Origin of the sequence: Enemella evansiae, from assembly GCF_004362375.1 — a bacterium.
Lineage (GTDB): Bacteria > Actinomycetota > Actinomycetes > Propionibacteriales > Propionibacteriaceae > Enemella > Enemella evansiae.
This window is the reverse complement of record NZ_SNXA01000010.1, coordinates 576,984-603,737: the sequence shown is the minus strand read 5'-3', so window position 1 is coordinate 603,737 and position 26,754 is coordinate 576,984. Positions and strand designations below refer to the sequence as shown.

At 69.1% G+C, this 26,754-nt stretch carries 30 protein-coding genes and 1 tRNA gene; 16 read left to right on the top strand and 15 right to left on the bottom strand.

Annotation, left to right across the window (positions count from 1 at the left end):
- Positions 1 to 2 precede the first annotated feature (2 nt).
- The gene (locus tag C8D81_RS14175) at positions 3 to 2,276 is read left to right on the top strand and encodes a VIT and vWA domain-containing protein (protein ID WP_133626288.1); all 2,274 of its coding nucleotides are present in this window, start codon (positions 3 to 5) and stop codon (positions 2,274 to 2,276) included.
- On the opposite strand, the gene C8D81_RS14170 is transcribed toward C8D81_RS14175, so the two are convergent.
- The 5 genes from C8D81_RS14170 to C8D81_RS21975 form a co-directional block, all read right to left on the bottom strand.
- Positions 2,242 to 2,910: an energy-coupling factor transporter transmembrane component T family protein gene (locus C8D81_RS14170; protein WP_094404680.1), complete on the bottom strand. Its 669-nt coding sequence runs from the start codon at positions 2,908 to 2,910 to the stop codon at positions 2,242 to 2,244. The genes C8D81_RS14175 and C8D81_RS14170 overlap by 35 nt on opposite strands.
- Positions 2,907 to 3,599, bottom strand: a complete 693-nt coding sequence (locus tag C8D81_RS14165) for an energy-coupling factor ABC transporter ATP-binding protein (protein ID WP_229237965.1) — start codon at positions 3,597 to 3,599, stop codon at positions 2,907 to 2,909. The genes C8D81_RS14170 and C8D81_RS14165 overlap by 4 nt, the downstream gene beginning before the upstream one ends.
- Positions 3,596 to 4,192 (bottom strand): biotin transporter BioY, encoded by a 597-nt coding sequence (locus C8D81_RS14160; protein WP_133626287.1) that lies wholly within the window; start codon positions 4,190 to 4,192, stop codon positions 3,596 to 3,598. The genes C8D81_RS14165 and C8D81_RS14160 overlap by 4 nt, the downstream gene beginning before the upstream one ends.
- A gap of 88 nt (positions 4,193 to 4,280) precedes the next feature.
- Complete coding sequence (locus C8D81_RS21010; protein WP_229237964.1) at positions 4,281 to 4,748, bottom strand: aspartate dehydrogenase domain-containing protein; 468 nt, start codon at positions 4,746 to 4,748, stop codon at positions 4,281 to 4,283.
- Complete coding sequence (locus tag C8D81_RS21975; RefSeq protein ID WP_407644078.1) at positions 4,637 to 5,035, bottom strand: Rossmann-fold NAD(P)-binding domain-containing protein; 399 nt, start codon at positions 5,033 to 5,035, stop codon at positions 4,637 to 4,639. The genes C8D81_RS21010 and C8D81_RS21975 overlap by 112 nt, the downstream gene beginning before the upstream one ends.
- Before the next feature lie 335 nt (positions 5,036 to 5,370).
- Between C8D81_RS21975 and C8D81_RS14145 the strand changes: the two genes are divergently transcribed.
- Entirely contained in the window at positions 5,371 to 6,099 is a 729-nt protein-coding gene (locus C8D81_RS14145) for a DoxX family protein (RefSeq protein ID WP_094404664.1), read from the top strand.
- Between the two features lie 90 nt (positions 6,100 to 6,189).
- On the opposite strand, the gene C8D81_RS14140 is transcribed toward C8D81_RS14145, so the two are convergent.
- A complete protein-coding gene (locus C8D81_RS14140) occupies positions 6,190 to 6,399 on the bottom strand; it encodes a DUF6458 family protein (RefSeq protein ID WP_094404663.1) in 210 nt (69 codons plus the stop codon).
- A gap of 166 nt (positions 6,400 to 6,565) precedes the next feature.
- On the opposite strand from C8D81_RS14140, the gene C8D81_RS14135 reads away from it, so the two are divergent.
- Positions 6,566 to 7,606, top strand: coding sequence for a sugar kinase (locus tag C8D81_RS14135; RefSeq protein WP_208109291.1), 1,041 nt, complete (start codon positions 6,566 to 6,568; stop codon positions 7,604 to 7,606).
- On the top strand, positions 7,603 to 8,199 hold the full coding sequence (locus tag C8D81_RS14130) for a bifunctional 4-hydroxy-2-oxoglutarate aldolase/2-dehydro-3-deoxy-phosphogluconate aldolase (protein WP_094404662.1): 597 nt from the start codon (positions 7,603 to 7,605) through the stop codon (positions 8,197 to 8,199). Before C8D81_RS14135 ends, C8D81_RS14130 begins: the two co-directional genes overlap by 4 nt.
- 1 nt (position 8,200) lies before the next feature.
- On the opposite strand, the gene C8D81_RS14125 is transcribed toward C8D81_RS14130, so the two are convergent.
- Positions 8,201 to 8,917: a trimeric intracellular cation channel family protein gene (locus C8D81_RS14125; protein ID WP_094403993.1), complete on the bottom strand. Its 717-nt coding sequence runs from the start codon at positions 8,915 to 8,917 to the stop codon at positions 8,201 to 8,203.
- Positions 8,918 to 8,975: 58 nt separating this feature from the next.
- On the opposite strand from C8D81_RS14125, the gene C8D81_RS14120 reads away from it, so the two are divergent.
- The 5 genes from C8D81_RS14120 (at position 8,976) to C8D81_RS14100 (ending at position 13,070) form a co-directional block, all read left to right on the top strand.
- Positions 8,976 to 9,260 (top strand): zinc ribbon domain-containing protein, encoded by a 285-nt coding sequence (locus C8D81_RS14120; protein WP_094360039.1) that lies wholly within the window; start codon positions 8,976 to 8,978, stop codon positions 9,258 to 9,260.
- Positions 9,261 to 9,292: 32 nt separating this feature from the next.
- Positions 9,293 to 10,552 carry a formamidase gene (gene fmdA, locus C8D81_RS14115; protein WP_094404660.1) on the top strand — a complete coding sequence of 420 codons (1,260 nt, stop codon included), beginning with the start codon at positions 9,293 to 9,295 and terminating at the stop codon, positions 10,550 to 10,552.
- Between the two features lie 72 nt (positions 10,553 to 10,624).
- Positions 10,625 to 11,101, top strand: a complete 477-nt coding sequence (locus tag C8D81_RS14110) for an SRPBCC family protein (protein ID WP_094404658.1) — start codon at positions 10,625 to 10,627, stop codon at positions 11,099 to 11,101.
- A gap of 32 nt (positions 11,102 to 11,133) precedes the next feature.
- Positions 11,134 to 11,379: a DUF2630 family protein gene (locus C8D81_RS14105; RefSeq protein ID WP_094360037.1), complete on the top strand. Its 246-nt coding sequence runs from the start codon at positions 11,134 to 11,136 to the stop codon at positions 11,377 to 11,379.
- A 110-nt stretch (positions 11,380 to 11,489) separates the two neighbouring features.
- Complete coding sequence (locus C8D81_RS14100) at positions 11,490 to 13,070, top strand: alkaline phosphatase D family protein (RefSeq protein ID WP_094404656.1); 1,581 nt, start codon at positions 11,490 to 11,492, stop codon at positions 13,068 to 13,070.
- On the opposite strand, the gene C8D81_RS14095 is transcribed toward C8D81_RS14100, so the two are convergent.
- A complete protein-coding gene (locus C8D81_RS14095) occupies positions 13,024 to 13,680 on the bottom strand; it encodes a TetR/AcrR family transcriptional regulator (RefSeq protein ID WP_094360035.1) in 657 nt (218 codons plus the stop codon). The genes C8D81_RS14100 and C8D81_RS14095 overlap by 47 nt on opposite strands.
- Before the next feature lie 79 nt (positions 13,681 to 13,759).
- Between C8D81_RS14095 and C8D81_RS14090 the strand changes: the two genes are divergently transcribed.
- Together C8D81_RS14090 and C8D81_RS14085 are read left to right on the top strand one after the other, a co-directional pair.
- Positions 13,760 to 14,260 carry an HXXEE domain-containing protein gene (locus C8D81_RS14090; protein WP_094404654.1) on the top strand — a complete coding sequence of 167 codons (501 nt, stop codon included), beginning with the start codon at positions 13,760 to 13,762 and terminating at the stop codon, positions 14,258 to 14,260.
- A 179-nt stretch (positions 14,261 to 14,439) separates the two neighbouring features.
- Complete coding sequence (locus C8D81_RS14085; protein ID WP_208109289.1) at positions 14,440 to 15,198, top strand: transporter substrate-binding domain-containing protein; 759 nt, start codon at positions 14,440 to 14,442, stop codon at positions 15,196 to 15,198.
- 18 nt (positions 15,199 to 15,216) lie between these two features.
- On the opposite strand, the gene C8D81_RS14080 is transcribed toward C8D81_RS14085, so the two are convergent.
- From C8D81_RS14080 to C8D81_RS14065, 4 genes are all read right to left on the bottom strand, one after another.
- A complete protein-coding gene (locus C8D81_RS14080) occupies positions 15,217 to 15,546 on the bottom strand; it encodes a hypothetical protein (RefSeq protein ID WP_094404650.1) in 330 nt (109 codons plus the stop codon).
- 79 nt (positions 15,547 to 15,625) lie between these two features.
- Entirely contained in the window at positions 15,626 to 16,309 is a 684-nt protein-coding gene (locus C8D81_RS14075; protein WP_094359382.1) for an ion channel, read from the bottom strand.
- Between the two features lie 43 nt (positions 16,310 to 16,352).
- Positions 16,353 to 16,426, bottom strand: a tRNA-Lys gene (locus tag C8D81_RS14070).
- Between the two features lie 298 nt (positions 16,427 to 16,724).
- The gene (locus tag C8D81_RS14065; RefSeq protein WP_094404647.1) at positions 16,725 to 17,606 is read right to left on the bottom strand and encodes a neutral zinc metallopeptidase; all 882 of its coding nucleotides are present in this window, start codon (positions 17,604 to 17,606) and stop codon (positions 16,725 to 16,727) included.
- Between the two features lie 192 nt (positions 17,607 to 17,798).
- Between C8D81_RS14065 and C8D81_RS14060 the strand changes: the two genes are divergently transcribed.
- From C8D81_RS14060 to C8D81_RS14045, 4 genes are read left to right on the top strand one after another with little or no spacing between them, the layout of a single operon-like run.
- Entirely contained in the window at positions 17,799 to 18,263 is a 465-nt protein-coding gene (locus C8D81_RS14060) for an NfeD family protein (RefSeq protein WP_094403988.1), read from the top strand.
- 33 nt (positions 18,264 to 18,296) lie between these two features.
- Positions 18,297 to 19,622: an SPFH domain-containing protein gene (locus C8D81_RS14055; RefSeq protein WP_094404645.1), complete on the top strand. Its 1,326-nt coding sequence runs from the start codon at positions 18,297 to 18,299 to the stop codon at positions 19,620 to 19,622.
- Between the two features lie 23 nt (positions 19,623 to 19,645).
- The gene (locus tag C8D81_RS14050; protein WP_094404643.1) at positions 19,646 to 20,335 is read left to right on the top strand and encodes a hypothetical protein; all 690 of its coding nucleotides are present in this window, start codon (positions 19,646 to 19,648) and stop codon (positions 20,333 to 20,335) included.
- Positions 20,336 to 20,376: 41 nt separating this feature from the next.
- Positions 20,377 to 20,976: a sensor domain-containing protein gene (locus tag C8D81_RS14045; RefSeq protein WP_094404641.1), complete on the top strand. Its 600-nt coding sequence runs from the start codon at positions 20,377 to 20,379 to the stop codon at positions 20,974 to 20,976.
- A gap of 54 nt (positions 20,977 to 21,030) precedes the next feature.
- On the opposite strand, the gene C8D81_RS14040 is transcribed toward C8D81_RS14045, so the two are convergent.
- Positions 21,031 to 21,384 (bottom strand): metallopeptidase family protein, encoded by a 354-nt coding sequence (locus tag C8D81_RS14040; RefSeq protein ID WP_094404639.1) that lies wholly within the window; start codon positions 21,382 to 21,384, stop codon positions 21,031 to 21,033.
- 264 nt (positions 21,385 to 21,648) lie between these two features.
- Here C8D81_RS14040 and C8D81_RS14035 point away from each other — a divergent pair, with 264 nt between their 5' ends.
- Positions 21,649 to 23,010 (top strand): SH3 domain-containing protein, encoded by a 1,362-nt coding sequence (locus C8D81_RS14035; protein WP_094404637.1) that lies wholly within the window; start codon positions 21,649 to 21,651, stop codon positions 23,008 to 23,010.
- Here the strand turns inward: C8D81_RS14035 and C8D81_RS14030 are convergent.
- On the bottom strand, positions 22,997 to 25,561 hold the full coding sequence (locus tag C8D81_RS14030) for a glycosyltransferase family 87 protein (protein ID WP_133626284.1): 2,565 nt from the start codon (positions 25,559 to 25,561) through the stop codon (positions 22,997 to 22,999). The genes C8D81_RS14035 and C8D81_RS14030 overlap by 14 nt on opposite strands.
- A 75-nt stretch (positions 25,562 to 25,636) precedes the next feature.
- Positions 25,637 to 26,557: an SDR family oxidoreductase gene (locus tag C8D81_RS14025; RefSeq protein WP_133626283.1), complete on the bottom strand. Its 921-nt coding sequence runs from the start codon at positions 26,555 to 26,557 to the stop codon at positions 25,637 to 25,639.
- Positions 26,558 to 26,754: the final 197 nt, after the last annotated feature.

The following is a 26,754-nucleotide window of genomic DNA, read 5'->3' as shown; positions in this document are numbered from 1 at the left end:
TCATGCACAGTGCGACTCCATCCCAGTTGACTCCGGCCGAGCTGGCGGCCAGCACCCCACCCCTGCCGCCCGGCGGGCTGTGGGCGCCCGAGGGTGGTCCGCTGCCGCTGCAGTCGGTACGCCTGACCGGGACCGTGGACGGGATCCTGGGCAGCTGGCGGATCACCCAGACCTTCCGCAACGATCGTGACCACCCGATCGAGGCCGTCTACACCTTCCCGCTGCCCGATCACGTCGCGGTCACCGCGATGACCGCCCGGCTCGGCGATCGGGACGTCGACGCGCGGCTCGCCGAGCGCGGCCAGGCTCGCGCCGATTACGCCGCCGCACTCGCCGAGGGCCAGCGCGCCGCCCTGGTCGAGCAGGAACGCGGTGACGTTTTCACTGCCCAGCTGGGAAATCTCGCCGCTGGCGAGGAGGCGACGATCACCCTCGAACTGGCCGGCCGACTCGCCATGGAGGCGGCGGAGGCGGCCCTGCGGATCCCGCTGGTGGTCGCCGAACGCTATCTGCCGGGTACCGATGCCGGGACCCGGCACGGCACCGGTGTCGGCCCCGACACCGATCGGGTCCCCGACGGATCCCGGATCACTCCGCCGCGGATCGCCGGCCGCACCGGTGTCGACCTGGCGGTGTCGGTGCGGATCAACGCCGTCGGATTGCTCGACGGGCCGCCCCGGACCGGGCCGGGCATCGAGGTGCTCGACACCGATCAGGGGTGGGAGCTGCGCAACGCCCCCGGGATCGACCTGAACGCCGATCTGGTGGCCCGGTTCGGCGTCCGCCCGCAGCGGGTCCGCGCGCTGCTCACCGCCGACCATGACGATCCCGACCAGGGCACCTGGCAGGCGGTGGTGACCCCACCCGAGGGTGCTCGGGACGAGACCGGCCCGCGACGGTTGGTGCTGGCACTGGATCGCTCGGGCAGCATGAGCGGTTGGAAGATGGTCGCCGCCCGTCGTGCCGCGGCCCGGATCATCGACTCGCTGGGCGGCGCGGATTCCTTTGCCGTGTTGGGATTCGACCACACCGTGGAGCGCCCGGGCGAGGGCCTGACGGCCGCGACCGATCACGAACGGTTCGCGGCGGTGCGGTGGCTGTCGGCACTCGAGGCGCGCGGTGGCACCGAACTGCGGGAGCCGCTGCTGCAGGCCGCGGATCTGTTGGCGGGCACCGACGGCGAACGCGTGCTGGTGCTGGTCACCGACGGCCAGGTCGGCAATGAGGCCGAGCTGTTGTCGGTGATCGCCCAGCGATTGACGGGGGTGCGGATCTACTGCCTGGGCATCGATCAGGCGGTCAACGCCGCCTTCCTCCGCCGACTGGCGGCCGTCGGTGGTGGGCGCTGCGACCTGGTGGAGTCCGAGGCGGAGCTGGACGAGGTGCTCACCCGGTTGCATCGTCGGATCGCGGCGCCGCTGGCCCGCGGGCTCACCGTCGCCATCGAGGGGGTCACCCTGAAACGGGACGCGACCGTACCGCGGTTGGCCGACCTGTTCCCGGCCGGCCCGGCGGTGCTGTCCGGGCGGTGGCACGCGTCCGGGGAACCGGAACTGGGCGCGGTGTCGGTGACCGTGCTGGCCGAGACCGACGAGGGGATCGCGGAGTGGCCGGCCGAGGTCGGTCAGCCGATCGCGGAGTCGACCGATGTGCTGCGGAACAGTTGGGCGCGGGCGCGGATGCAGGAGCTGCAGGACCGCCGGGATGCCGATCCGGGGTCGATCGGTGCCGATGAGATCACCGAGTTCTCCTTGGCCCATGGGATTCTCTCGCCGTTCACCGCCTGGTTGGCCGTGGGGCCGGGTGGGGTGACCGAGGCCGCACAGCAGGTGGTGCAGCCGGTCGCCCAGCCGGCGGGTTGGGCGGCGGCGCCGATGCTCGCCGGACCGGATCAGGCACCGGTGATGTTCAGCCGGGCCTGCGAACCGCGGGTCACGGGGACCCGCCGGACCGGCGCCCTGTTCGCGGACAGGGCCGCCCCGGCCGCCGCACCGCCGGCGGCCGCCCCGATGGCGGCCGGTCAGTCCGGTCAGGGGATGCCCGCGCTGGATCTGACGCCTTTCGGCGCCCGGTTGGCCGAGTTGGTGCAGCACTGGCACGAGTTGTCGGTGTGGGTACGCCGGCGGGCACAGGCCGAGCTGGTCTCGGACCTGGAGTCGGTCGGGGCGCCGGCGGAACTGGTGCAGGCGGTGGCCGGGTTGCCGGAGCGGGCGGAGGAGGTACGCCGGTTGTGGCGCGAGATCACCGGGGCGGAGCTGCCCGACGCCGGTCGTTGAGGTCATCGGGGCCCACGGGCTCGGTCTCGCCGAGGCCGCGGGCCGCCAGCGCCTCACCGGTGGCGTGGGCGTACGCCACCGCCTGGACGACGACCGGGGAGACCCGGGCCAACAGGTTGCGGTCCAGACCGCGGGCCCGCGCGGCATCGCGCACCTCGTCGAAGGACGCGAGCAGGTGCGGGATGCTGCGCAGCATGATCCCGGCGGCCAGGCCGACCCGTTCGGGGTCGACGCCGACCACCCGCAGGGGCCGGGCGGCTGCGACCAGGGCATCGAGCAGCACCGGCGCCGGGGTGGTCAGCACCAGCATTCGGGCGGCGTACACACAGAGCAGCAGATTGGCGACCACGACGATCGCGGTGGCCACGCTGCCCCAGATGACCTGGTAGCCGACCAGCAGCGCGATCATCACCCAGAAGACCGGCGGCAGCACCAGGCAGCGACGCACCCCGAGCCGGCTGCTGAGCAGCAGGACCACCGAGAATGCCAGTGCGGCAAGCGAAACCGGCCACTGCCGCAGGATCAGACCGCTCAATGAGAGTGCGAACATGATCGCGAACTTGGCCGCCACCGGCATCCGGTGCACCCAGGAGTCGCCGGGGCGGTAGAGCCCGAACAGTTCGACGCGGCTCATGCCATCAGCTCCCGGTAGTGGGCGATGGCCTCCGCGGGCACCCCGTCGAAGCAGATCCGGGCCCGATCCACCACCAGCACCCGCTCCATCTCGGCGGCCAGGTCGAGGTCGTGGGTGGCGAGCACCAGCTGCTGGTCGAGTGCGGCGAAGGCCTCGGCGAGCAGGCGCCGGTGCCGCAGGTCGAGCAGCGTGGTCGGTTCGTCGGCGACGATGATCTCCGGTTCGGTGGCGAGCACCGAGGTCAGGGCGACCAGTTTCCGCTCTCCCCCGGACAGGTCGTAGATCGACTGTCTGGCAAGGGATTCCAGGCCACGGTCGCGGAGTCGCTGCAGGGCCGCCTGCTCCCGGTCGGCGCGGCGACGGTGGGTGCGGCGCAGGCTGAGTTCGATGTCCTCGATCGGGGTGGACATCACCAGCTGGGCCAGCGGATCGGTGAACACGAAGCCCACTCGCCGGCGTACAGCCCGGCCCTGTCTGACGGTGTCCAACCCGTCGACGGTGACCGTGCCGGTGGTCGGTGCGATCAGGCCGTTGAAGAGCCGCAACAGGGTGGACTTTCCGGATCCGTTGGCACCGATGACCGCGATCCGCTGCTCGGTGAGGGTGAGGTCGCAGGGGTGCAGCAGGATTTTCGGGCCGCTGTCCCCCTCGACCCGGACCCCGGCCCCGGTCAGCCGGAGCAGGCTCACGTGACGGGTTGCTCGCGGGGCGTACGCCGCCGCCCCACGCGCAGCGCCGGGAAGGCTCGGAAGACGGTGGCGGTGATGGCGGCGGCGAGCACGTTCTTGACGATGTCGCCGGGCCAGAAGACGAGGTCGGTGAGGATCGCCTTGTCCAGGCTCATGCCCGCATTCGCCATCAGGCCGAGGATTCCGGCCGGGTGCACGATCAGGATGCTGGCGCCGAACCCGGCCAGGAAGAGGGCGAGCAGCATCGGCAACCGGGTCCGCAGCAGCGCGCGGGCGAGCAGTCCGGCGACCAGGGCGGCGATCGGGAAGGACAGCAGATATCCCGCCGACGGCTTGCCCAGCGAACCGATACCGGCGGCCCCGCCGGCGAAGACCGGGAGCCCGATCAGGCCGATGACCAGATAGAGCAGCACCGCGGTGAACCCGCGCCAGGGACCGAGCACCAACCCGGCAAGAGCCACCCCGAGGGTCTGCAGCGTGATCGGTACGCCGACGCCGACATTGATCGCCGGGATCAGCGAGAGCACCGACACCAGGGCCGCGAAGACGGCCACCAGGGCGAGATCGGTGGTGCTGCTGGTGCGCTCGGACATGCCACTCCCACGGGTATTGAACAGTGTTCAGATTCGATTGCTCCGGGCAGCATAGACCGGCGCCCACCGGAAGGTCCATCCGGAGTCTTCAGAGCACTACGGGGGGCTGTCGGGTCAACATGGCGATGCTGTGCAGCACCGAATAGGGGGTGATCGCACTGCTCTGCGGCTTGGTGTCGCTCGGTTCGTGACTCACTTCGAACAGATAGTGCCCCAGGGGACCAACCGCTTCGATGCGATGGGTGCTGCTCGTGGCATCCGGATCACCATCCAGCTCCACGGTCAACCGGTCGGTGCCACCGATCGCCAGCGCCACAGCCACCACGATGTTGAGCTGATGCGGGAACAACCGGACAGCGTCGTCCGGTGACCCCGTGAAGACTCGGATGGGCCGGTCCACAGAAGCGATCCGGGCAACCTCTTCCGGATCCATCCATTGCTGGATCAGGGTGGCCGGTCGCCTGATGGTACGCATCGACACGCGCTCGTACTCCGCTGCGTAACGAGCCGAGGCCAGCAGATCGAGTCCACCGATCGCACCGTGACTGGCCCGCACCCGGCCAGGCCCCGAGGACGACAGGCGGTGCGCGATCCCGGTTCGAGAAAGGCGCCGACGGACGTCACCAGCAGATCGGCACCGGCGGCGGTGACCGGATGGACGAGTCGGTGCACCGCTGCTCGGCTGGCGCATTCCACCACCAGGTCCGCCATCGTGAGCGCGGTGCCGAGGTCGAGTTGGCGGGCTGGCGGATTCTCCAGTGCAGAACGGTTCACGACCGCAACGAGTTCTGCACCGGGCACTCTGCCGGCGGCCAGTTGCGCACAGAGCAGACCGCCGATCATTCCGTGGCCGACCACGACCACGCGCAGTCTCGCACCGCTCGTCATCGGCCAAGAATAGGTTCCGGTAGTGATTCGCGCTGAGGATTCGGAAAGAGCTTCCCGACCTGTGGACGATCTGCGCACGTTTGGGATGATTCGATGGTTCCGGATTCTTCACCATGGAATCTCGGAACGGGTCACACCCTGCCGCGCAGGCGCTATAACACCGGAAACCCTGTCAGCTAAGGGATTCGCGCGATCCAGAGACCGGAATCACAGTTTTCATCACCCAGTAGACTGCCCACCCAGACACCCCGGAATCCCCCGGGCCGCCCTCCAGAGAAGGATTCCCTACCATGGCATCGAATCCCGAGAAGGACGCCGTGAGCGACGACAGGACCAAGCCCACCCGCACCGACAGGTCGGGTGTCGCGACCGACCAGTCGGCGACCGCCGGCACCACCGACAGCACGAGATCCGACACCCCCGCGGGAGCGTCCCGGGTCGGCGCCGCGAGCGGTGCCTCCGATAGGACGGCACCGCAGACCAGCCGGTCGACCGAACAACTCCGTGACGACAGCTGGGACCGCCGCCAGGCATTCACCGAACTCGAACTGACCCGGGCGAACAACCGCCGAACCACCGATCTCGGGATCCTGGTGCTGCGGGTGGCCGCCCTGCTGGTGCTGACCCACGGGCTCAGCAAGCTCGGCAACTTCTCCGGCTTCCGCAACACCGTGGCCCAGACCACGATCGGTGCGCCCGCACCGGATCTGGTCGCCCTGCTGCAGATCGCGGCCGAGGTCGCCCTGCCGATCGCTCTGTTCCTCGGCATCCTGACCCGCATCTCCGGCCTGCTGCTGGCGATCAGCATGACCACGGTCTGGCTGCTGATGCACCTGCTGCCGAACCTGAGCACCCCACTGACCAGCTCGGGTGGCCTGCAGGGTGAACCGGCGCTGCTCTTCGCGCTCATCGGACTCACCCTGTTCTTCACCGGCGGCGGCCGGTTCTCCGTCGATCGGTTGGTGCTCGGCAAGCGCCTCCAGGACCGTGCGGAACGACGCGCCGAGAAGCGCGCCTGAGCGCACCCGCAGCGGGACCTGACCGCCGCACACGACGATCGCCCCGGACCGCATCGGCCCGGGGCGATCGCCTGTCTGGACGGGAAAGGCTCAGACGTCGTCGCGGTAGACCTCGCGGGTCCGCGTGGACCGCGGGCGGTTCATCACGAGCTCCAGCAGCAGCCACACGGCCCCGGCACCGGCGGCGATCCAGCCGATCATCACCAGGTCCACCCCGCTGATCGAATCCCGGATGGCCAGCGCCAGCACCAGACCGATGACGATCAGGGCGATCGGACCGCCCAATCGAGCAGCACGCATGTCGCACACTCCTTTCGCGGGCAGGACAGCCCAGAGGCCCTGATTGTAGACATGACGACCCGCGGAACGCCCGGAAGCGCGCGGAGCACCGATCGCTACGATGGTGCCGCGCATCGGTCGGGACGAGCCCCGGCCGGAGGTCAGGGCAGGAGCGACGACGGAACGGATGACGACCACGGACTGGAGCGCGACGACAGCCGAGCATCCCGATCGGAACGGGCAGGTGGTGTGCATCGGGGAATCGATGACCCTGCTCACCCCGCCGGCCGGGCAGTCGCTGATCGAGGCCACCGAGACCGAACTGCACGTCGCCGGCGCCGAGGGGAATGTCGCCTGCGGGTTGGCCCACCTCGGCATCGGCACCCAGTGGCTCAGCCGGATCGGCGCCGACCCCCTGGGCCAACGGATCCTGGACTTCTATGGTTCCCGCGGCGTCGGCCTGGACCATGTGGTGGTCGATCCCGAGCGGCCCACCGGGGTGATGTTCAAGGATCGGGTCGCCGACCGGAACAGCGTCTTCTACTACCGCAAGGGTTCGGCGGCGAGTGCCCTCAATCCCGATGCGCTGCCCGACCTGGGTCGTCCCGCACTGATCCACCTGAGTGGCATCAACGCGGTGCTCTCCGGGCAGCTCTCCGATCTGGCCCGGACCGTGGTCATCGACCGCGCCCTGCCCGATGCCCTGGTCAGCTTCGATGTGAACCATCGGCCCGGTCTGTGGCCGGCCGAGGAGGCCGCGGCCCCGCTGCGCCGCCTCGCGAACGCCGCCGATGTGGTGCTGGTGGGTCTCGATGAGGCGGAACGGTTGTGGGGCAGCACCACCGCCGACGACGTGCGGGCCAACCTCCCCGATGCGAAGGTGATCGTGGTGAAGGACGCCGACCGAGGCGCCTGGCACCTGTCGGCGGAGGAGACCGTCTTCCAGCCTGCCCTGCCGCTGCAGGTGGTCGACGTCGTCGGCGCCGGTGATGCCTTCGCCGCCGGCTATCTGGCAGCGCTGCTGTCCGGGCGTACGCCTGCCGCGCGGCTCCGCCTGGGCCACCTGCTGGCGGCCCTCACCATCCAGTCCACTGCGGACACTCCCCCGTTGCCGGATGCCCGGGTGCTCTGGGAACTCGCCGACACCGACGACGGCTGGGACCGCATCGTGATCGAACCGCGCGCACTCGCTGACGCGGAAATCCTGCGAGGAAAGGAAATCCGGTGACCATACTGGACGAACTGTTCGAGAACCAGCCGATCATGGCGATCCTGCGCAATATGGATCCCGAGCGCAGCGTCCGGCTCAGCCGGACCGCCTGGCAGTTGGGCATCTCGATGGTGGAGGTGCCGATCCAGACCCCCGACGCGGTGCCCTCGCTGGAGGCGGTGCTCGCCGCCGGGCGCGAGGAGGGCCGTCCGGTCGGTGCCGGCACGGTGACCTCGGTCGATCAGGTCGAACTGTGCGAGGAACTCGGCGTCGCCTTCACCGTCGCCCCCGGACTGGATGCCGATGTGGTCGCCGCGTCCGAGCGGGTCGGCGTACCGCACCTGCCCGGGGTGGCAACCGCCACCGAGGTGCAGCACGCGGTCCGGCTCGGTCTGCAGTGGATGAAGGCGTTCCCGGCAAGCCTGCTGGGCAAGGATTTCTTCGGCGCGATGAGCGGCCCGTTCCCGCAGGTCAACTTCGTCGCCACCGGTGGGATGAGCGCCCGGAACGCCGGTGAGTTCCTCGATGCCGGGGTGCGCTGCGTGGCGGTCGGCTCCGCCCTGGAGGACGAACAGCAGCTGCCGCTGCTGGCCGAGCTGATCGGTCGCTGACCTACTTCTCCGGGTTCTCCGGCTTGCGACGTCGCGACCGGCGCTCCACCCGCCGGATCAGCGACGCCAGCTGGGTCCGGGTCATCGTCACCGTGCCGTCGCCGTGCACGGGCAGCCGCCAGTCCCGCCAATGGGCCAGCGCCGCCAGGCCGGCACCCGACAGTGCGGCGACGACCATCGTCGGCGCCACCGGCAGGCCGGCCAGCTGACCGCCGACGGCCATCGCCGCCGCCAGCAGGGCCGGGATGGCGTACAACCGATTGCCGCCGAACACCTCCGGCACGTTGCCCACCGCGATGTCGCGGATCATCCCGCCGCCGATCGCCGAGGTGATGCCCAGGCACATCGACGGCAGCCAGCCCAGCCCGGCCTGCAACGATTTCGTGGCACCGGTCACCGCCCAGATCCCCAGCACCAGGGCGTCGGCGATCGGGAACGCGCGGCGCCAGAGCCGATCCGGGATCGGCAGCAGGTATGCCACCGCGGCACCGGCGAGTGCGCAGAGCAGATAGCTCTGATCGGTGAGGGCCACCGGCCGGCCCGCCTGCAGCAGGGTGTCGCGGATCATCCCGCCACCGAGCCCGGAAATGATGCCGAGCACGGCGAAACCGGTGATGTCGAAGCGCCGCTGCCGGGCGATCAGGCCACCCAGGATGCCGTTCAGCGCGACACCGACCAGGTCGATGATGCGGAACGCCAGCGCGAGCTCGTCGGACACCGGTCAGTTGTAGCACGCGGCGCCGTGGCAGGATGAGCCCAACCAGGAGGAGGCCCGGATGCCGACCTACGAGTTCCGCTGCCCCACCCACGGCCCGTTCGAGGCGCTGCTGCCGATCGCCCGGTCCAGGGGTCCGGCTCCCTGCGTCGAATGCGGCGCGGAGGGCGTACGCCTGCTCAGCGCCCCGCGACTGAATCTCGGCGACTCGACCGCCCGCCGGCTCCTCGATGCGACCGCCCGATCGGCCAGCGATCCGGCTGTCGTCTCCGCTCCGCCCGGGCGACCCGCGGCCCGCCCGCGTACCGCGCCCGACCCGCGGACCGCACGGCTCCCCCGGCCCTGACCGACCCCGCACACCGATCAAAGGAGATCCCGATGCCCGACGTGGTGTTCCCGCTCGACTCGACCAAGAGCTTCACCGACCAGAAGTTGATCGGCCACAACCGCTGGCACCCCGACATTCCTGCCCAGGTTCGGGTCAGGCCCGGTGACACCTTCCGCGTCGACTGCCGGGAGTGGTTCGACGGCGCGATCCACAACGACGACTCGGCCGAGGACATCCTCAACGCACCGCTGAACAGCGTGCACGTGCTCTCCGGCCCGATCGCGGTGGAGGGCGCGAAGCCCGGTGACCTGCTGATCGTCGACATCGTCGACCTCGGCCCGATCCCGCAGGAGGACCGCGGACCGCTCGCCGGTCAGGGCTGGGGTTACACCGGCATCTTCGCCCGGGAGAACGGCGGCGGGTTCCTCACCGACCAGTTTCCCGATGCCTACAAGGTGATCTGGGATTTCCAGGGTCAGACCGCGACCTCCCGGCACGTTCCCGGGGTGTCCTTCACCGGCATCGTGCACCCGGGCCTGATGGGCACCGCGCCCTCGGCGGAGCTGCTGGACCGTTGGAACGGCCGGGAGCGCGCGCTGATCGCCACCGACCCGGAGCGGGTGCCGCCGCTGGCATTGCCGCCGGAACCGCAGGACGCGATCCTGGGCAGTCTCCCGAAGGGCGAGTACGCCCGCGTCGCCGGTGAGGCGGCGCGGACCGCGCCGCCGCGGGAGAACGGCGGCAACCAGGACATCAAGAACCTCACCAAGGGAACTCGGATCTTCTATCCCGTCTACGTCGATGGTGCGAATCTGTCGGTCGGTGACCTGCACTTCAGCCAGGGTGATGGTGAGATCACCTTCTGCGGGGCGATCGAGATGGGCGGCTTCATCGATCTGCACGTCGACCTGATCCGCGGCGGCATGGAGACCTACGGTGTCGGGGAGAACGCGATCTTCATGCCCGGCAACACCGACCCGCAGTACAGCCAGTGGCTGGCGTTCTCGGGCACCAGCGTCACCCTGGACGGCGAGCAGCGCTACCTCGATTCGCACCTGTCCTACCAGCGGGCCTGTCTGCATGCGATCGACTATCTGACGAAGTTCGGCTACACCCCCGAGCAGGCATACATGATCCTCGGTGCGGCACCCATCGAGGGCCGGCTCTCCGGTGTGGTGGACATCCCGAACTCCTGCTCCACGGTCTATCTGCCGACCGCGATCTTCGACTTCGACATCCGCCCCTCGGCCGACGGCCCGCACCAGATCGACCCGGGGCAGGGCGTACCGCGCGCTTCCTTCCAGGATTGAGATCGCGGCGCCCCGATCCGATCGCGCAAGATCGGAGAAGCGACCGGATCGGCTTTCCGCCACGATCGCACCATGACTACTGAGACCACTGAACAGCTTGCCACCACGCGTACCATCACCGCCTCCGCCGAGGACATCTTCGCCGTCCTCGCCGACCCGGGCCAGCACGGCGCCATCGACGGCACCGGCTGGGTCGGGGCCCAACGCTCGGCCGGCACCCTGCACGCCGTCGGCGACGTCTTCGAGATGGACATGTATCACGTGAACGCCGGTGGGGCGTACGTGATGCGCAACCAGGTGATCGCGTTGGACCGGCCGCGCACGATCGGTTGGCTGCCGATCGGCCAGGGCCCCGACGGCCAATGGGCGCCCGGGGGCTGGATCTGGCGCTACGATCTCGAGCCGGTCGAGGGCGGTACGCAGGTGACGCTCACCTATGACTGGTCGCAGGTGCCGCAGTTCCTGCGCGATCAGATCCCGTTCCCGCCGTTCCCGATCAGCCATCTGGAGAACTCGCTGGCCAACCTGGAGCGGCTCGTCACCCGCTGACCCGGGTGCGCGGTCCGTGCCACAATGGCCGGGTGACCGATTCGAGCATCCACGCACACATCGACGACCTCATCGCCGAGGAGAAGACCCTGCGGGAGCGGCTGGCCAAGGGTGAGATCTCCGTCGAGGAGGAGAACGCCCGACTGTCCACCGTCGAGGCCGACCTGGACCGCTGCTGGGACCTGCTGCGCCAGCGCGACGCGCTGCGCGAGTTCGGCAAGAACCCTGACGAGGCCCAGGTGCGTTCGGCGAAGACCGTCGAGGGCTACCAGAGCTGACCCTTCGCGGCCTCCGGCAGGTTTCAGCCGCTCGTCACGTCTGAGTAACCCGGGAGTCATCCGCGGCTGACTGAATGGTCGGACCACCCAACGCCCCATTGGAGGTCCGCATGTCGCTCGACCGTCTGCCCTCACTGTCCCGCCGCGGATTCCTCGGCCTCGGCGCCGGCGCGGCCGCCGTCCTGGCCGTGGGAAACGCGCCCTCGGCGTACGCCGACCCACTGAAGCAGGAACTGTTCACCCTCGGCGTCGCCTCCGGTGATCCGCGCCCCGACTCGGTGGTGCTGTGGACCCGGCTCGCCGCCGCGCCGCTGGCCCTCGACGGTCTGGGCGGGATGCCCGACCGGAAGATCCCCGTGCACTGGCAGGTCGCCGAGGACGAGCGGTTCGCCCGCGTGGTCCGCCAGGGCACTGAGCTCGCCACCCGCGACTGGGCCCACTCGGTGCATGCCGAGGTGACCGGGCTCCGCCCGGACCGGGAATACTTCTATCGCTTCCGCGTCCAGGGCCAGCAGTTCAGCCCGATCGGCCGGACCCGTACCGCGCCGGCCGAGGGGGCGGACAACTCGGCCTTCACCTTCGGCTTCACCTCCTGCTCGAACCTGCCGGCCGGTTACTTCACCGCCTACCGGCACATGGCCGAGGACAACCTGGCGCTGATCGTGCATCTCGGCGACTACCTCTACGAGGGCGAGGGCAGGAGCGCGCTGCCCGGCCGCTCACACTCCTCCGGTGCGGAGATGTTCACCCTCGGTGACTACCGCGCGCGCTACTCGCAGTACAAGACCGATCCGGATCTGCAGGCCGCCCACGCGGCGGCGGCCTGGGTGCACGTCAACGACGATCACGAGGTGGAGAACAACTGGGCCGGTGACTATTCCCAGCCCGACAACGAGCCCGATCAGGATCCGGCCGTGTTCCGGCAGCGTCGCGCTGCGGCGTACAAGGCGATGTATGAGAACCTGCCCTACCGTCCCAGCTCGACCCCGCAGGGCCCGGACATGCAGGTCTATCGGCAGCTGCGGTTCGGTCGGCTGCTGGATCTCGACATGCTGGACACCCGGCAGTTCCGCTCGCGGCAGTTGCAGGGTTGTGTCGGTGACTGCACCGCCCGCTGGGACGACTCGCGGACGATGCTGGGCAGCCGGCAGCACGAGTGGCTGCTGGACAAGCTCGGCACCAGTCAGGCGCAGTGGAAGGTGCTCGGCAACCAGTTGATCACCTTCGATGCCGACAGCGTCGCCGGGCCAGGGCAGGACTTCAGCGAGGACAACTGGAACGGGTACGCCGCAGCGCGCCAGTCGCTCTATCAGGGCATCGTGGACCGGGGTGTGGACAACCTGGTGATCGTCACCGGTGATGCCCACCGCAATGCCGCCTCCGACCTGAAACTCAAGTTCTATGAGGAGTCCTCGCCGACGATCGGTGCAGAGTTCCTCGGCACCTCGATCAGCTCCGGCGGCGATGGCTCCGACAGCGACGCCCGCGGCCGCTTGTGGCTGGCGGAGAATCCGCACATCAAGTTCGCCAATGCCCAGCGCGGTTACCAGCGGGTGCGGGTGTCGAAGGAGCAGTTGCTGGTCGACTACCGCGTGGTGGACTACGTGACCCGACCCGGTGCACCGATCCGGGACCGTGCGACGCTCACCGTCCGTGACGGCCGCCCGGGGATCGCCGACGTGGCCGGCTGACGGTCGCCAGATAGCTGGTCAGCATCACCACCACCTCGTCGATCAGTCGGCGCATCTGTTCGGGGCGCCCGTGGCCGACGAAGCGGTGGGTGAGCGATTCGATGGTGGCCGTCACGATCCGCGCCGCGAGCTCGGGATCGTCGACGGTCACCGTCGGGTCGGTGCGCAACCGGTCGGCCACCCGCTCGATCGCCTGCATCTCGACGCGGTGGAAGCGGTCCAGCAGGTCGGGCGGACGGGGTGCCTCGTCGAAGATCACCCTGTGCAGGCGGGGATTGCGGGCGTGCAGGGTGTGCACGGCCTCGGCGAGCGCGGTCAGCCAGTCCTCCAGTGTCGCGTCGGCACCCAGTGCCTGGTCGATGACACGTTCGGATTCCGCGAGGTGTTCCTGCGCGAGGGCCAGCAGGATCGCGTCCTTGTTGCCGAAGTACTGGTAGAGCGATCCGATCGACAGGTGGGCCTGCTCCGCGATCCGATCGGTGGTGCCCGCGGCGTACCCGTGCTCAGCGAAAACGCGAGCCGCAGCGGCGAGGATCCGTTCCCGAGTTCGCCGGGATCGCTGCTGGCGTGGGTTTTTCCTGGGTTCCAGGGCCTTCTTCGGTGTCGTCATCGTCACCCCTGAACGCGAGTATTCAAATGCGAGGAATCCCTCGTATTCTAGTCATCTCCGACGAACGAGGTGACTGACGATGGGATCGAACACCGCACCGGCGGCACCCGCCGCATCCGCACCACCCGGTCGCCTGGTCCGGGGCGCACCGTTCCTGCTGCCCTATCTGGTCTATGTGACGCACACCCTGGAGGAACTGCCCGGGTTCGCCGCCTGGGCGACGAAGTTCTTCGGCCCGGAGTCCACCGGGACCTTCGCGACCTATCACATTCCGTTGATACTGCTCGTGCTGCTGGCGTCGGTGCAGGCGATCCGAACCGGTCGGCGGGTGTGGATCGTGCTGGCCACGGCGTTCCAGTGGCAGTTCGGTATGAATGCGTTGTTCCATCTGAGCACCTGGATCGTGCTCGGTGATTACTCCCCCGGTGCGGTGACCGCGGCCGTGGTCTCGATCCCGGCGACGGTGTTCTTCCTGTGCTGGGTACGCCGGGAGCAGCGCGCGACCGGTCGAGAGCTCGCACTGGCCATCGCGATCGGTACCGCGATCGCCGGCCTGGCGATCGGGTTCCTGTTCCTGTGACGCCTGTCGCGGATTGGGACGATCACTCCGGATCGTGGCGCACGCGGCGGTGGTGGGGTAGACACTGCGCATGATGCAACGCATTCACAGCGGCCGACGTCGCCCGCTCCGGAGCCGGCGACTCATCACCCTGGCCGGCGCGGCGCTCGTGCTCAGCGCATGCACGGCCAATCCGAGCGGTGACGCACCGACCACGGCCCCGCCCTTCCGCCGGACCGGGAGCGCCCGCCGCGGCCGGCAGGCTGCAAGCGATCAAGCAAGCCGGTGCGCTGCGAATCTGCACCACCGGTGACTATCGTCCCTTCAGTTACCTCGATCCGGGGACCCGGCAGTTCAGCGGGATCGATATCGACATGGCCAAGGACCTGGCGAAACGGCTCAAGGTCGCCCCGATGATCGTGCAGACCAGTTGGAGCACCCTGATGCCGGATTTCCTTGCCAAGTGCGATATCGGGGTGGGTGGGATCTCGATCTCACTGGAACGGGCCGAGCAGGCGGCGTACAGCAGCGCGACCCTGACCGAGGGCAAGACGCCGATCACCCGCTGTGAGAACGTGGAGAAGTTCGACACGGTGGCGGAGATCAACCAGCCGAACGTCCGCTCGATCACCCCGATCGGCGGGACCAATGAGAAGTTCGCCGCGGCCAACTATCCGCAGGGCCAGATCATCAGATTCGCCGACAACAACAAGATCTTCGACGAGATCCTGGCGGGCCGGGCCGATGTGATGACCACCGACGCCTCGGAGACCAAGTGGGTCGCGAACACCAAACCGGGTCTGTGCGCGGTGCACCCCGATCAGCCGTTCGACTTCTCGCAGAAGGCCTATCTGCTGCCCCAGGGCGACGTGGCCTTCAAGCAGTACGTCGATCAGTGGCTGGTGATCGCCGAGAAGGACGGCACCCTGGCGGCCGCCACCAAACCCTGGTACGGCTGAGTCGTCGGCCGTTCAGGGTCAGCTCGCCGCGACGAGCTGATCGAGGAACTGCTGCGCGGCCTTGGTGTTCTTGCGTCCATCCATCAGGGCCTTCGGGGAACCCGGTGAGTTGTCGTAGTCGATCACGACGCTGGTGCCGGCGCCGTTCTCCGAGAGGGTCAGGGCGAGTGCGGTGCCCCAGTTGAACGCGGTGCGCTTGGTGGTCACCTCGTAGCGCTCACGGTCGGGGCTCACCGCTCCCAGATGGTGACCCTGCTCCGAGACCACCTTCTCGATCGTGGCCCGGACGGTATCGGCACTGGTGGAGAAGTCCTGCTCGAGTCGTCCGTTGGATGCGAAGATGCCCATGACTTCCTTGCCTGCTTGATAACGCGGGACAGGAGTCTATCGGGCGGCCGGTTCACCGAACCGGGGACGGCGGGCCACCTCAGTCGTCGTCGGAGCCCGAGGCGCGGAGCTGCTGGCGGCGGGCCATCAGCGCGATCACCCGGGCGACGATGACGGCGAGATAGAGCATTCCGGCGATCTGCTCGATCGCGACCACGGCGCGGGCCTGCGGCCGGATCGGGATGATGTCGGACAACCCGGTACTGGTCAGGATGGTGATGGACAGGAACAGCAGTTCCATCCAGGTGCGCGGGTTCTCGGCGTTGGTCGCCGCGGAGAAGGACATCGGCCAGATCACCTGCAGCGCCTGATAGGCGTACGCGAATCCCCAGGCGAAGACGGTGAAGGTGGCACCGGTGGCCAGCACCTCATCGAGGCTCACATCGGTGTCGAAGAACATGTACCGGATCAGCGCGTACCCGGTGTAGAAGTAGAAGGCCGCCTGCAGCGTGGATGCGGCCACGATCAGCCAGGGGTCGTGGACGACGATCTCCAGGATGGTGAGCACCAGGACCGGACCGCCGAGCAGCACCGAGACCCAGGTCAACGCCGGCGTGGAACGTACCGCGGCGACCGCGACGGCGACCACGACGATGCCGATCAGGTTCACCACCAGCCGCCCGGTGCCGAGATCGTCCAGGAACGGGTAGACCAGCAGGGCCACGATCTGCAGCAGCAGCAGGGCACCACACGGGTTGGCCCGGAAGAAGGCGAGCAGCTTCATGGCATCGAGACGATAGCCCGTCCCCGGGCACTGCCCCACTGGGTGCCCCCACTGGGACTCGAACCCAGGACCCGCGGATTAAAAGTCCGCTGCTCTAACCAACTGAGCTATAGGGGCGTGCACAGGGTAGCCGAGGAGGGCGTACGCGGGGCAACACGGATTCGGTCGACGTGGTTCAGCCCGATGCGCCCCTGCGGAATTTGCGGCTCGATGTGCGAACCGGTCGATCTGGGCCGGTTTCCGAGATCGAGCCGCAATTTCGGCGGCCCATCGGTGCGATGGCGTCCGTCTTCCGGCCGGGTAGCTGGCTGCGGTCCATCCCGACACGCCCCGCGCCGCCTTGCTTCGCTGCGGCACCGCGCGGCTGCTCGATGAACGTCACGGGCTGCGGCACCGCGCGGCTACTCGATGAGCGTCAGCGGACCTGTTCGGTGGGGACGCGCCAGGTGTTGCAGCCGGAATACCACGGCCCGGTCATGCCGGCGCGGGCCCAGGTCCGCCGGGCTTCCGGCGTGCCGTGGGTGGACGCCCAGTCCGCGGGCCAGCGAGCCAGCGAATCCAGGTCGCGCTGCCGGACCTCGCGCGGGCGCTGGATCGGGCTCCAGGAGCCGGCGACCAGGGCACCGGCCATGCAGGTGGCCTGCAACTCGATCCGGCGGCCGAAGGCCTCCTCGCCGGCATACCGCGACGAGGCGCTCACCCAGATCCCCGAGATCGCCTGCAGGTGGTGGGCGTACTCGTGCGCGATCAGGAACTCATCGGCGCTCGGGTCCTCGTCGAACTCCTCGGGCGGCGGCAGCCGATAGGTGATCGTCTGATTCACCGCGCAGTAGACCGCCCCCCAGTCGGCGTGCTGGGTGGTCGGACAGACCATGATCGGATCCCGCCCCTCGACCACCAGCCGAGGGATGGTTCCCACCTGCCGCCGCATCCGCCCCATCGGGCCGTCGTGCAGGGTCGCCAGGCAACGCACCAGCGACTCCAGGTAGGCCACTCGCTCACCCCGCGGGACGCGGTCGCGCCGCTCGAACCGCCAGCAGGTGAAGCCGTCGGGGAACTGCCAGCGGTAGAGCAGGTTCCGGGTCGCGGACCGGTCCGGATCCCAGCTCCGGGTCCGCGTCGGTGTCGGGGTCGGCGTCTGCGGCTGCTGGATCTGCGCCGGAGGCGTCGGCGGATCGAGCCGCCGGGCGTACGCCTGGACACCCGCAGCAACCAGCCCGGCAACGAGCACGAACGCCAGCAGGAACTGCCACCAGCGCGAACCGCTGCCCAGCTCCAGTTGCTCGGTGCGTCCCATCGCTCCCCCTCGTCCAAGTCTGTCACGAGTGGCTTCGACTCGTCGCTGCGCTCCTCGCTCAGCCAGCGTGGGGAAACCCGCCGCGCTCCTCGCTCGGCCAGCGTGGGAGAAGTTCGCAGCGCTCCTCGGTCCGCCAGCGTGATAGGACTTGGCGTCATCTGAGAGACTGGAGTGAAAGAGGGGGTGCTGGCAATGGAGTGGTTCAGCCAACATCTCTGGGCGACGTGGCTCGGGATCGCACTGCTGCTGGGCGCCGCGGAGTTGTTCACCGGTGATCTGATCCTGCTGATGCTGGCCTCCGGCGCGCTCGCCGGGGTGGCCACCGCCCTGGTCCTGCCCGGGGCGTTCGTGATCCAGATCGTCGTCGCGTTGATCGTCGCGGTCGCAACGATGTTCCTGCTCCGCCCCGCACTGCTCTCCCGGATGCGCAACAGCAAGGGCTACCGCAGCTCGGTCGAACAGGTCGTCGGCGCCGAGGGCGTGGTGACCCGCGAGGTGACCCGCCAGTCTGGTGAGGTCAAGATCAACGGTGAGACCTGGAGCGCCCGCGCGTACGCCCCGGACGTGGTGATCTCCCCCGGCGAGGAGGTCGACGTCTTCGAGGTCGACGGCGTCACCGCCCTGGTCCACCCCCGCAACCGCCCACTCACCACCTGACCTCCCCTACCCCATAACGAGAAAGGCCCGTCCATGGAGTTCATCTGGATCCCACTGCTCATCGTCTTCGTGGTGGCACTGCTGACCACCGCGATCAAGGTGATCCGGCAACAACAGGTCGGGCTGGTGGAGCGATTGGGCAAGTTCCACAAGACCCTCGAACCGGGGCTGCACTTCGTGGTACCGGTGATCGACCGCATCTCCTACAAGATGGACATGCGCGAGAACGTGGTCTCCTTCCCGCCGCAGGGTGTGATCACCGAGGACAACCTGATGGTCGGCATCGACTCGGTCATCTACTTCCAGATCGTCGATCCGGTCCGCGCGGCCTATGAGGCGCAGAACTACGAGTCGGCGATCGAGCAGCTCACCATGACCACGCTGCGCAACATCATCGGCGGCCTGGATCTGGAACGTACGCTGACCAGCCGCGAGGAGATCAACCAGCAGCTGCGGGTGGTGCTGGACGAGGCCACCGGCAAGTGGGGCATCAAGGTGAACCGCGTCGAGCTGCGCTCGATCGAGCCGCCGGCGACGATCCGCGATGCGATGGAGAAGGGCGCCCGCGCCGAGCGGGACAAGCGGGCGGCGATCCTGCTCGCCGAGGGTCAGCGACAGTCCCAGATCCTGGCCGCCGGCGGTGACCGGGAGTCGGCGATCCTGCGTGCCCAGGGTGAGCGCGAGGCCGCGGTGCTGCGTGCCCAGGCCGATCGGCAGTCCGCGATGCTGCGCGCCGAAGGTGAGGCGCAGGCGATCACCACCGTCTTCGGCGCCATCCACGCCGGGGAACCGGATCACGCGCTGCTCTCCTACCAGTACATGCAGATGCTGCCGAACCTGGCCCGCGGCGACTCCAACAAGATGTGGATCGTGCCGAGCGAGCTGAACGATGCGCTCAAGGGCCTGGGCAACACCGTCAACCAGCTGAACGAGGGCATCCCCGCGCAGGTGTCGGACAAGAGCAAGTTCGCCGCACCGGAGAAGGTCGACGTGTTCGCCGAGATCGCCGATCAGAAGGAGGCCGATGAGGAGGCCTCCAAGCGCACCGTGAACGAGGCGATCGAGGAGGCCCAGGCGCTGGAGAATCCGGCCGCCGCCCGCCCGCGCCGCGGCTCGGGCAATGGCAACGGCAACGGCAACGGCCAGCAGCAGTCGGACCAGTCACAGCAGCCGGCGCTGGGCCAGGGGCCGCAGCAGCCCGGGTACGGTGCCGGCCAGGGGCCGTCGCAGGAATACCAGGGCCAGCCGCAGCAGTACCAGGGGCAGCCCCAGCAGCCCTACCAGGGCCAGGCCTACCCGCAGCAGCAGGGCTACCAGCAGCAGGGGCAGCAGCCGCCGAACGACCAGAACTGGCGCTGAGTGGCGTACGCCGTGACTGACTGATGGCGGGCTGGCAGGCCGCACTGGCGGTCGTGATGGGGCTCGGGGTGGCCGTCATCCTGCTCGGTGGCTTCTGGGATCGGGAACGCCGGTTGCGCGCCCAGCGGGCACGCAGCCTGCCGCCCGACCGGAACGTCCCCGGGCTGCCCGCCGACGCCGCACCGCCGCGCTATCTCGACCACGACCAGGCCCTGCGTACGCCCGAGGACGCCGAGTCGTTGGCGCTCGACCCGGTACGCCGGACGGCGCTGCGGGCCCGCGTCGCCGCGGCCACCCCGGTGCCCGCCGGACTGGCCAGCACCCGCTTCGTCACCGATCCCGATACCGGCTGGGCGGTGGCCGACGATGCGACCGTGCTGGTCTGCAGCGAGCCGGTGGAGTCGCTGCGCGAACTGCTGCCGACCCTCGAGCGGGTGCTCGCCGGCGGGACACCGCTGGTGATCGTGGCGCCCGGGATGCGGGCCGAGGTGCTCGAGACCCTGGAGGCCAATCAGGCGCAGCGATCGCTGCGGGTGGTCGTGGTGCGCGCCGACCACGATCCCCTCTACCGACTCGCCGAGCTGAGCGGCGCCACCGCGCTGGATCACTCCGACCTGCAGGCCGGGTACGCCCCGGCCTCCGCCTTCGGCGCGGTGTCGACCTGGGTGTCGGCCAGAAAAGAGAGCTGGGTGCTTGGAGCGCCGGTAGCGTGACGACCCTTGCACGATCGGTCCTGACCGCGCCGTTTCGGGCGATGACCTGGCGACGGACGCTCTACGGTCTCCTCGGGCTCCCGGTCGCGGCCGTAGGCTTCGCTCTCCTGATGACCGGTGTGATCGCCAGCATCCCGCTGATGATCGTGCTGCTGGGCACACTCGTCTTCCTGCTCTCCGCCGCGGTCGCCGGACGGGTCGCGGCCTTCGAGCGGGGACGGGCACGCTTCCTGCTGCGGGCCGATATCGGTGAGCCGCACGAGCACCCTCGGGTCGAGGGCCGTCTGCTGCGGAGATTCGGCGCCCGGGTGGGTTCGTGGCGCACGTGGCGGGAGATCCTGTTCGTGGTGTTCAACCTGCCGGTGTCGTTCGTCGTCTTCTTCCTGTGCGTCTACCCCTGGATCCAGGTGGCCTACAGCATCAGTTACCCGATCGTTTTCTGGGGCGCCGAGTTCGGACCGGATTCGTGGGGCGGACCGAGTTGGCTCGGTGTCATCGCGGTCCACTCGCTTCCCGGATACGTCCTGCTCTTCGCCACCCCATGGATCGTTTGGGGCGCGACCTGGCTGCAGGTCCGCTGGATCCAGCTCATGACCGGCTCGCCGCGCAACCGGTCACTCGGAGCCTCATCCGGCACTTGAGGCTTTTCTGCGGCTGTCGAATGACCGCCCGCCCGCGGCGCCGAAAGGCACCGCTCAGGCGTAGCCGAGCTGATGCAACTGCTCGTCGTTGATGCCGAAGTGGTGGGCGATCTCGTGCACCACGGTGATGTGCACCTCATCGACCACCTCGTCGCGGTCCGAGCACATCGCCAGGGTCGGATTCATGTAGATGAAGATCCGGTCGGGCAGCACCATCGTGTAGTCGGAATTCCTTTCCGTCAAAGGGATTCCGTCATAGAGACCGAGCAGTTTGGGGTCCCCCTCGGGGGGTTCCTCCTCGATGATCACGATGCAGTTGTCGATCAGCGCGACCAGCTCGTCGGGCACCTGGTCGAGGGCATCGGCCACCAGATCCTCGAACTCCCCGAACGACATCTCCACCGCCATGGCCCGAACCTATCCGACCCGACAAATCACATCATTGTAATTTTACACCCGCACACGGCGTGTCGAGTTGCCCTCGGGACGAAAGTTCCTCTGATCGATTGCTGAGGATTCTGAGTCGTGGATAAAGTCCTGCGCAGTCTGAGGTTGCTGTTGCGGACGGGTTCACAGTGAGCCGCTCGCCGGGCCGCCTGGGACGACCCGATCCTGGGGAAGGGACCGGGCCACTGACGCGACGGCTGGGGAAGGCCGTCGGGGAGGAACATCGTGAACGTCCTGCGCAATGTCAGGGCGGTGGTCGCCCTGGGCGGCGCTGCCGTTCTGCTCACCAGCGGCGGCCTGGTCGCCAGCGTCGCCGCCAGCCGATCGGCCCAGGCCGACCCCTTCACGGTGCGCGCCAACGGCGGGTTGAACGTCCGCTCCGGCCCCGGCCTGAACAGCCCGATCATCGGCGGCCTGCCCACCGGTGCGCGGATCGACTCCACCGGCCCGGCGAAGAACGGCTGGATGCCGATCAGCTACCGCGGCGGCACCGGCTGGGTCTCCGACCTCTATCTGAACGCCCAGGGCATCGGGCAGCAGCCAGCCGGCAACACCGTCGCCCAGGGCTCGGCGTACACCACCGCCGCGCTGAACGTGCGCACCGGCGCCGGTATCAGCTACCGCGTGGTGACCGTGCTCGCCAAGGGCACCCGGGTGGACAGCACCGGCGTGCAGAGCAACGGCTACACCCAGATCCGCCACCAGGGTCAGACCCGCTGGGTCTCCAGCCAGTACCTCTCCGGCAGCCCTGCGACCCCCGCACCCTCCCCCGGCCCCGGCCTGCCCCCGATCGTCGGCACGGCCACCGCGACCGCCGAACTGATGATCCGCACCACCTCCGGCGCGGTCTTCACCAACATCAAGGACGTGCCGCGCGGCACCGTGCTGCAGCTCACCGGCGTCACCGAGAACGGACGCACCCAGATCGTCTTCGAAGGCGCGGTGCGCTGGGTGAACAGCAGCTACCTCTCCGGCACCTCGACGGTCGGCAAACCGCCGACCAGCGGGTTGCCCGCCGTCGTCGGCCAGAAGTACGCCACCACCGCCCTGATCCTGCGCTCCGGGTCCGGCGATGTGTTCACCAGCTACGGGGACGCACCCGCCGGGGCCCGCCTGGACGTCACCGGGCGGGTCGAGAACGGCCGCGCCCAGATCGTCTACAACGGTGCGGCCCGCTGGGTCACCGCCAAGTATCTGAGCGACACCGCACCCGGTCCGGTCGGCGGTGGCGGTGGTTCCGCCAACGTGGTCGGCGCCGCCGGGCTGACCGCGAACTCGCGGCAGGTGCTGGCCGAACTGCAGGCGAAGTTCCCCGAGATCCGCTCCTACGGTGGGGTACGCCCGGACTCGATCCCCGATCACCCCTCGGGTCGGGCCATCGACGCGATGACCTACACCGATGCGGCACTCGGCCAGCGGGTCGCCGACTACATCCGCGCCAACGCCACCCGGCTGAACGTGGAGTATGTGATCCACAACCAGCGGATCTATTCGGTGGCCCGATCCTCGGAGGGCTGGCGCTACATGGCCGATCGCGGCTCGGTGACCGCCAACCACAAGGACCACGTGCACATCACGGTTCGCTGACGACCTCCGCGCGGCGGGCCCGCCAGGGGCGGTTGTTGAACATGGCGACGAGCAGCAGGATGCTGGTCGCGAACGGCATGAAACCGGCCGCGAGCTTGTGCCAGAAGTTGTAGGTGAACTCGATGTTGTTGTCCGACGGCAGCGCCAGATGGAACTGGAAGGCCTGCCAGAGGGCCAGGGCGAGCAGCAGGAATCCAATGGTGGCAGGCAATCGCGCCGTTGCGTTCGTATCCGGCAGCTCGACCCGCTGACCCAGGTCGGAGAACCACCACTGGCGGGCCGCGATCAGCGCACCGGGTAGCAGCCACAGGTAGTAGTAGTTCCAGGCCAGCGGGGAGATCAGGATGGTGGCCGCACCGCACAGGGTGAGCGCCAGCCATTCCTGGCCGACCCGGTGCCAGCGGACGGCGGCGAACAAGCCGATCAGGCCGATCACGATGCCCAGCAGGGTCAGCAGGATGCGGGTGCTGTCGGCGTACCCGACGAAACGCTGCATGGCACTGACGAAACCCTGGTAGTGCACCAGCGGGCCGGCGGCGTAACCACCGATCTTGCCACCGAGCAACAACCGGAAGAACTGGATCGTCTGACTGGGCAGGATCAGCGCGGTTCCGAGGGTGACCGCGGCGCCGGTGCCGATCGCGACCAGCGCGGCCCGATAGCGACGGGTGAGCAGCAGATAGATGATGAACAACCCGGGGATGATCTTGATCGCGGTCATCAACCCGATCAGCACCCCCATCGGGATCAACCGCTCCCGGTCCAACCGCGGGAATCGCTTCACCGGCAGGATCCGCCGCAGCACACCGGGCCCCGGCGCGAGATCGAGGAAGATCAGCGCCACCATCAGCCCGTGGATGTTGCCCATCTTGATGTCGGCGTCCAGGGTGCCGATCAGACAGAGCGCCGCGGCCACCAGCACCGGCGCGCGCCAACCGCGTACGCCGATCCGCCAGACGACCGCGGTGAAGGCGCACACGTTGAGCACCTGCATGACGAACATGCCGACGGTCCGCATGTCCAGGCTCAACCCGGTCGGCAGCGCCAGGATCGCGGCGAACGGCGGATAGAGGAATGGCCATCCCTGGATGTTGTAGATGTCCCCGCCCTGCAACAGGGTGCGCGCGGCGACGGTGTAGACGTCGAAGTCGGGCATCAGCGGCCGCCACGGGATGAAGCTGGACTCCGGCCGGAAGAAGGATCCGGCCAGCCACATCGCGGCCAGCAGCGGGACCCACCAGCCGATCCAGCGCGTCGCGAAGGCCTCGGTGGGGTCACCGGCCGCGCTGGCATCGACCGGCGGGCGCTCGCTCGACCGACGCTCGGCGCGGAGGCGTACCAGCTCGAGGGTGAGCATCAGGACCGCGAAGGCGATCAGCAGCAGTGCGGAGCCGTTGGCCGTCCACTTCTCCAGGGCGCTGAGGGGCGGATCCTCGGCCTCATGGCCCTCCTGGATGACCCGCCAGGGCCGCATCCCGGCCCAGACCACCAGCGCGGCGCCCAGGATCCGGGCGATCGCCGGCAGTCCGGGGAGCAGCAGCGCGACCGCCAGCGGGGCCAGCCAGACGTATTCGTGCGGCCAGACCAGCCAGTTCACCGAGGTGACGGCCAGGCCGACCACCCCGACCGCGGTCCAGGCGTACCCCCGCCGGGCCAGCAGCAGACCGGCGGCGAGCAGCAGCAGCGCGGTCAGCCAGGCCACCCCGACCGCCAGCAGGGCCGGTGTCCCCCAGCGCATCAGCGATCCGGCGATCGACTGGTTGTTCAGGTTGAGCACCACAGCAGGATCGGGAATCAGCCGCTCCGGTACCGCGATCCGGAACCAGCGGGCGGTCGCCCCCGGGGAGACCAGCAGCGCCACCAGCGAACAGGCGGCGGCGACGCCGAGCCCGACGAGTGCGGCGCGGCGCCGTCGGGCGGCGGCCAGCACGAGCAGGAAGGGCGCCAGATAGGGCGAGACCGCGATCGCCAGGCCGGTGGCCACCCCACCCCAGCGGGAGCGGCCGGTCGGGGAGATCAGATCGATCCCGATCAGCCCGACCAGGATCAGCAGTGGCGTACCGAGGGAGAACGCCGTGCGGACCGGTTCGGTGTTCAACACGATCACTCCGGCCAGCCCGACCCGCCAGTCGAGCACCGGGATCCGGCGCAGCGCGAACGCCACCACGGCCACGTTGAGCAGCCCCCAGACGATCTCCAGCAGCGGCCACGGGAGCAGGCTCAGCGGACTGGCGGCCAGGGCCGCGAACGGGGTCAGCCGGAACGGGGTTCCCGGGTCGTACATCCGTTTGCCCGACAGCAGCGGGCCCGAGGCGTCCAGCATGGTGTGCAACTCGACCAGCTGCGGGCGCCAGGGCGTGAACGTGCCACCACGGCTGATCACCCAGCTGGCCGCGAAGGCCAGCAGCAACAGCCCGAAGATGGACGCACCGCGGCGTTGCCAGGTCGGTCGGGGGCCGGTCGGCTGCACCTGGAGAGCCCAGTCCCGGGCAGGGCCCAGCCGGGTCAGCGCGCGCTGGCCCACCCGAGAGATCTCCTGCCGCTGCACCACCGAGCCATCATGGCACGGCCGATCCAGCCCGACCCGGGATTCGATGGGTCAGCGATTCGGCCCTGACCGGCCGGTTCAGGGGTTCAGGCTGGTCCCGGTGGCGGCCTCCGCGACGGCCCACAGGGAGCTCGCCAGCGTGGGCCCCTCGGTGCTGCGATAGAGCTTGGTCGGCGCGGTCGAGCCGACCAGCCCGAGCCGGCCACCCGGTCCGTAGTAGCCGCCGTTGACCGCGGCCGGGTCGGCGGCGGCGTGGAGCAGCGGCTCGGTGCCGGTCTCCACCTCCTGGGCGGGCAGCACGTTGAGGTCGGTCAGCCGCTTGGTCAGGGTGCTGCGCCGGCTGCCACCCAGGGCCGCACCGGCGGACTGCAGGTTGGTGCGGGTGTAACCGGGGTGCGCCATCGTCGAGGTGAGCGGCCAACCGCGCTCGGTGGAGAGTTTCGCGAGCTGCAGGCCCATCAGCAGGTTGCCGAGCTTGGACTGGGCGTACGCCCGTTCGGGCCGGTAGCTGCGTTGCCAGTCGAGGTCGGCGAAGTTGATCGAACCCAGTTGGGCCATCCCGCTGGACATGGTCGTGACGCGGGGCCGCTCGGCCTGCAGCAGGGTGGGCAGCAGCCGGACGGTGAGCGCGAAGTGGCCGAGGAAGTTGCTGCCCCACTGGAGTTCGAAGCCGTCGGCGGTGGTGAGCCGTTCCGGTGGGGTCATCACACCGGCGTTGTTGATCAGGGTGTGCAGCGGCCGGCCGTCGGCGACCAGTTCATCGGCGAAGGCGCGGATGCTGGCCAGGCTGGACAGGTCGAGCAGCCTGATCTCCAGGTGGGCACCGGGCACCTGCTGCAGGATCTCGGCGCGGGCGGCCTCGGCGCGCTCGGCGGAGCGGCAGGCCATCACGATCTCGGCGCCGGCGGCCGCGAGCCGTTTGGTGGCCTCCTTGCCGGTGCCGCTGTTGGCCCCGGTGATCACGATCCGACGTCCGCTCTGGGCGGGCACCATATACATGTTTCATTTGTAGCAGGGCCGCATGACGCCGGTTGAGCGAGCGAGGTACGAGCGAGACGAAGCCACCCACCCACGCCGGCTGAGCGAGCGAGGTACGAGCGAGTCGAAGCCCGGCCCGTCAGAATTTGCGGCTCGATTCACCAACCGACCCCATTCCTCGGCGTGTCGCAGATCGAGCCGCAGATTCCGCCACCGGG